Genomic DNA, 4,981 nt, shown 5'->3' on the forward strand with positions numbered 1-4,981 from the left:
AAGGAAAAACGCCCTATGAGATTCTACGAGACAAAATGACACATTAGTTTTGACTGTCAGCCGAAGTCGGGAACCTCACACATAAATCCATTTGGAAAAAAATTCTCGCTCTACTCACTTACATCTTCATAAGCGGTTGTTTCACCGTGCCCTCCTTGCGTACTTTGCTCACCAGATGATATCTGCTGAACCATTCTCCGGTTAGCATCTCTATTTCTCCGCAGCAGCCCTGCTAACGAAGCCGAAGCATCAGACGCCAATGACGACGAGTGCTGTGTTAAAAATGCTGTTGTAAAAGGAGGTAAACTACCTGAATGACTGCTTACAGCGCTGCTCGCAGGAGCCGTCACACCTGATGAAGCAGTAGAAAGAGTGCCATGCCCCTCCTCCATTGGTTGGGCCAATCTCCAACAGCCCTTTTTTTTAGGCAATGGACTTTCCTTTTTACTATCTGATGGCGGTGGAATTATCAATCGTAATCCAGATGCTGATGATGTAGATACCGGTGCTGCAGAAAGCAACTGTGGTTCCTTTACTGCATCACCACTATCTTTTGCCAATCCATAAGTCGCAGCGCCTGCTAATAGAAAGAGAGGGTTTTCTTCCGTGCCCGTCGGTTGGTATGCGCCTGGATCAGCCACTGACCGGGTATATAAATGCTGTGGTGATGCAGAGGTTGTCAATCCACCCTCCACATGATGTCTGGCCTGCTGTACAGATATGCTTCCAGAAATGTTTACTTCAGGACTTCTGGCGGTAAGCAATGGGTAAGGGCTGGGTTGATCATCCATTACCTTTTGTTTTTTACTGCTTGATTGTCTTGCTACTGACTCCTCACTGCTTCTGGCATCACGTTTTTTGGCTCCCGGTTTGGATCCCGACAATTTCCAGGCTTTATATTCTTTTCTTGATTTTGCAACAGGGATGCGGTGGTCACGTTCTAGCTTTATAAACTCAGCAGTCGCCAAAGTGTCAATAACCTTAAATGTCTTTTCCAAAAGCTCTTTTTGCGTATCAACTGACACCTTCGGAGTTGTAATATGGCTTGATTTTGAAGGTTGATAGGTGTCAGTTGCAATATAGGCATCAGATTGTGGGGTTGTTATTGTTTCGGAGTAACTCTCCATAGCAGGAGACAACTGTGGCATTCCCTTGTATGCAGAATCGGCAGCTGTTTCAACCATTAATGCTGGGGTTGTAATAGTCGATGTTGCAGCTGCACTCACGGTTGTTGGTGGACTTTCATAGAACGATTGATCAGCATAAGTATGTTGCGGGATAGACCCTTGTGGTGTGGCGTGTCTTTTCTCTCTACCAAAGTCAGATCCAGAAGCAAAGTCACTCAAACGTTCAAGGTGGCTTCTTCTAACTGTTGGTAAAGGCATTCCTGCCACCCCTGACCGGCTCATTTCTGGCTGTTGTCCATGCATCATCATTAATGGCGAAATCATCGAAGGTCTTGCCCCCCAAGGTGACATCTGCCCTCTTGCCTGCGGCTGCCCCCCAGTAGCTACATATCCTTGTGATGCAGAGTAGTGAGCTTCGCGTACGTACATTTCAGCTCTTGGGCCATGAGCTGAAACAGACATTGCTCTTTGTAGATAGGTTTCCTGACTGTATCTCTGGGGTGGGTAATTGAAACTCGCTTGAGTACGTGGAGCCTGAAACTGTAATCTCAAATCGGGATGAGGAGCCTGACTGCCGGCCAATCGCGAACGGGGATTTTGCTGTGGACTGTACCATGGGTTTAAACCATGGCGTTGCCCACCTTGAGGAAAACGCATACATAGACTCCTGTTAGTTTGAGTTTTATATGCATATCAAGCATTAAAAAACCCTGTTTCAATACAGAAACATCCCACCTGACCAATTGATAATTATTCAGCCAAAGAGATGAGATCTTTACTCACTTCGTTATGACTTTTATCTAACAAATTAAGTTCATTTCTATTAAAGGAATATTTATTTGTTGTATTAATTCAAAACACTATTGTTAGCATTTTCAAAAGCAAAGAAAAATAACCATATATATGGTATCAGCAAGAAACCTAACAGGGTTGACACATGAAACAACAAAAACGCAGGCCGGGGCAGCCTGCGTAAATATTGTCAACACATTGGAGTAATTGGTAATAGTTAATTAATCAGAGCATGGCAGAGATTTGTGCCCTTGCATTCTGTAAGGCTTCTTCCTTGTTGTCACCGCCCATACTCAAACCTTCTGCATAAATAAAATCCACATCAGTAAGTCCCAGGAAACCAAGAAACATACGCACATAATCTGTCTGGGTATCTTTCGGCGTCCCCTGGTACATCCCACCACGGGCTGCCACGATTCGCACCTTAGTTGCACTGTCCAGCAGGCCGACCGGACCCGTTTCAGTGTACTCGAAGGTGACACCGGCACGGGCGATATGATCAAACCAGGCTTTCAGCGTCGATGGCACGCTAAAGTTATACATGGGCAATCCAATCACCAGCGTGTCTGCCTGGCGGATTTCCTCTATCAACTGGTCTGAATAAGCGACAACGGATTTCTGTTCCGTCGTCCGCTGGTCTGGCGCAGCAACAAAGGCACCGAATCGAAAACCATCCAGATGCGGCACGGGCTCCTCCGCGAAATCACGGGTGACCACTTCACCCTCCGGGTTACGGGCCTGCCATTCGCTGACAAAGTGGTCAGCCAGCTGTGTAGACTGGGAGTCCTGACCAAAAATCCCGGAGTTAATCTGCAGCAGTTTCATCGTGGTAGCTCCCTGACTCAGTTCATTGAGAATCGTATTGGATGTCACACTTTCTATTATCTATCGTTTTTTTCAATTTAAAATCACACAAAATCTGACAGAAACTTCGTAAATTTCGAATAAACAACAACCTTATCAATCCACCGTCAGCGCCAGCTCATCCGCTACCAGCAACAACTGAGCCCGCAACCACTGCAGCCCCTTGTCGCCAGCCTGCACGGGATGCCAGGCAAGCATATGACGAAACCAGGGCGGATTATCCGGTAAGGTGTGAGCATGAAAGCCATAGTATTGGGCAAAATAGCGCGAAACGGCTGTCGGCAAGGCGACCAGCCAGTCGCCACTCTGCAACAGGGGAGGCACGGCGATAAAACCCGGTACGCGAATACCGACATTACGCTCAATGCCTCGCTGTCGACACCAGTCGTCCATGATGACCTGGCTGTGCCCCCAGGGGGATGGGTAAATAAACGCCCTTTCCCGGAGAATATCCAAGGGCAGTTCATCCTCCGCATTCACCAGTGGGCAGGCAGACAGGATTTCCAACTGCTCTGTCAGGAAAGGGCAGCTGGACAATTTATCCGACAAATGCACCGGTTGCTCAAAACCGATGACCAGATCCACATGCTGCCGCTCCAGCTCGTGTTCATAATCACTGGCCGACATTTCTGACACATCCAGCCGAACGCCTGGCGCCACCGCCGCCAGCCGGAGCAGCAAAGCCGGCAGGATGATCAGTTCAAAGTAACTGCCCGCAGCAATCCGGAATACCCGCCGGCTGGTTGCAGGATCAAAATCGGGCTCCCGCTCCAGGCTCTGCTCCAGCAGCTGCATGGAATCCCGGATTTGCTGCGCCATGGCCTGCGCCCGCGGCGTCGGCAACATGCCACTGCGGGTTGAGACAAACAGCGGATCCCCCAATCCTTCCCGAAGCCTGGCCAGAGAATGGCTGATGGTTGACTGAGAAAGGTGCAGCTGTCTTGCAACCCGACTAACGCTGCGTTCACGCATCAGCAGGTCAAAAATCCGCAACAGGTTAAGATCGAAACGATGAAACAGGGAGGTCATGACGGAAACATCTCAGGCAAATACAGCTATCGAAATAAAGCATATCACAATGCTAAGTATTCATTTTATTCATTTCTATGGGCGCACTATCATCGCGCGCAGAATGCATCTGGATAAAAGTTATGTTTAAGAATCTGCTGTTTTTGCTGGGTATTGGCATGATCTGGGGCTCACAGTTCCTGTTCCAACAGATGGCTGTGGCTGACCTGCCTGCTGTCTGGGTCGGTGCCGGCCGGGCATTGGTCGGCTGCCTGACCCTGCTGCTGGTCTGCCGCCTGCTCAATATCAAAAGCGAAAAAAACAACTGGAAAATGTACCACCTGGTAGGCTTCCTGGAAGCGACTCTGCCCTTTGTACTCGTGGCCTGGGGACAGCAGTACATGGATACGGCCGTTGCCGCCATCCTGATGGGCACCATTCCCTTCTTTACCATTTTGCTGGCGCCCCTGCTGGTTGCCGGTGCCCGTATCACACTGACAGGCATTACCAGTGTGATTGTTGGATTTGCCGGTCTGTTGCTGCTGTTTTACCCGCAGCTAATCACGGGCAGCAGTAATGGGTCATTGGCCGGCGCACTGGCCATTATCGGCGCCTCCGGTAGCTTCGCGATTGCGTTGCTGATGCTCAAGCGCATTGAAGGCAGCCATCCCCTGATGGTGGCGCGAAATGTACTTCTGGCCGCTTCATCACAATTGTTGATCATTGCCAGCATCATGGTACCACCTACCACATTGTCACCCAGTGCTGACAGCCTGACAGCGGTTGTTTACCTGGGCCTGATGTGCGCAGGTGTCGTTTACTTCCTGTACATGGTGCTGATCCAGCGGGCAGGGCCGGTCTTCGCCTCCTTCAGCAACTACCTGGTTCCATTGTTTGGTGTACTGCTGGGTGCAACCATCAATAACGAGATATTGCCGGGTACTACCTGGATCGCGTTGACCGTCATTCTGTCCGCTGTCGCGATCAATCAGTTCTTCAGCAGCAAACTGGGACACGCCAAAACCTGATAGCGACTGAAAAACAACGCTGGCACAAGATACTTGATATGCTCAGATAATGGCTTCAATAGCAAGGCATGTCTTAAGGAGCCTTAAATCCCGCTTAACCTTGGGAATGTGAGCAAGCTGGCCGTACTTTTGGCAACAGAGTACAGTTTTTGCACAAAACGC

At 49.4% G+C, this 4,981-nt stretch carries 4 protein-coding genes; 1 reads left to right on the forward strand and 3 read right to left on the reverse strand.

Going from position 1 to position 4,981, the window contains the following annotated elements; translation table 11 throughout:
• Positions 1 to 110: 110 nt before the first annotated feature.
• The 3 genes from ABD892_RS11740 to ABD892_RS11750 all read right to left on the reverse strand — a co-directional run bounded on the left by ABD892_RS11740 (position 111) and on the right by ABD892_RS11750 (position 3,812).
• Positions 111 to 1,784 carry a hypothetical protein gene (locus tag ABD892_RS11740; RefSeq protein ID WP_345195863.1) on the reverse strand — a complete coding sequence of 558 codons (1,674 nt, stop codon included), beginning with the start codon at positions 1,782 to 1,784 and terminating at the stop codon, positions 111 to 113.
• 360 nt (positions 1,785 to 2,144) lie between these two features.
• Positions 2,145 to 2,744, reverse strand: coding sequence for an FMN-dependent NADH-azoreductase (locus ABD892_RS11745; protein ID WP_345195866.1), 600 nt, complete (start codon positions 2,742 to 2,744; stop codon positions 2,145 to 2,147).
• A gap of 135 nt (positions 2,745 to 2,879) precedes the next feature.
• A complete protein-coding gene (locus ABD892_RS11750; protein ID WP_345195867.1) occupies positions 2,880 to 3,812 on the reverse strand; it encodes a LysR family transcriptional regulator in 933 nt (310 codons plus the stop codon).
• Between the two features lie 122 nt (positions 3,813 to 3,934).
• Between ABD892_RS11750 and ABD892_RS11755 the strand changes: the two genes are divergently transcribed.
• Positions 3,935 to 4,819 (forward strand): DMT family transporter, encoded by an 885-nt coding sequence (locus ABD892_RS11755; RefSeq protein ID WP_345195868.1) that lies wholly within the window; start codon positions 3,935 to 3,937, stop codon positions 4,817 to 4,819.
• Positions 4,820 to 4,981: the final 162 nt, after the last annotated feature.

This window comes from Kistimonas scapharcae (assembly GCF_039540975.1).
In the GTDB taxonomy this organism is placed as follows: domain Bacteria; phylum Pseudomonadota; class Gammaproteobacteria; order Pseudomonadales; family Endozoicomonadaceae; genus Kistimonas; species Kistimonas scapharcae.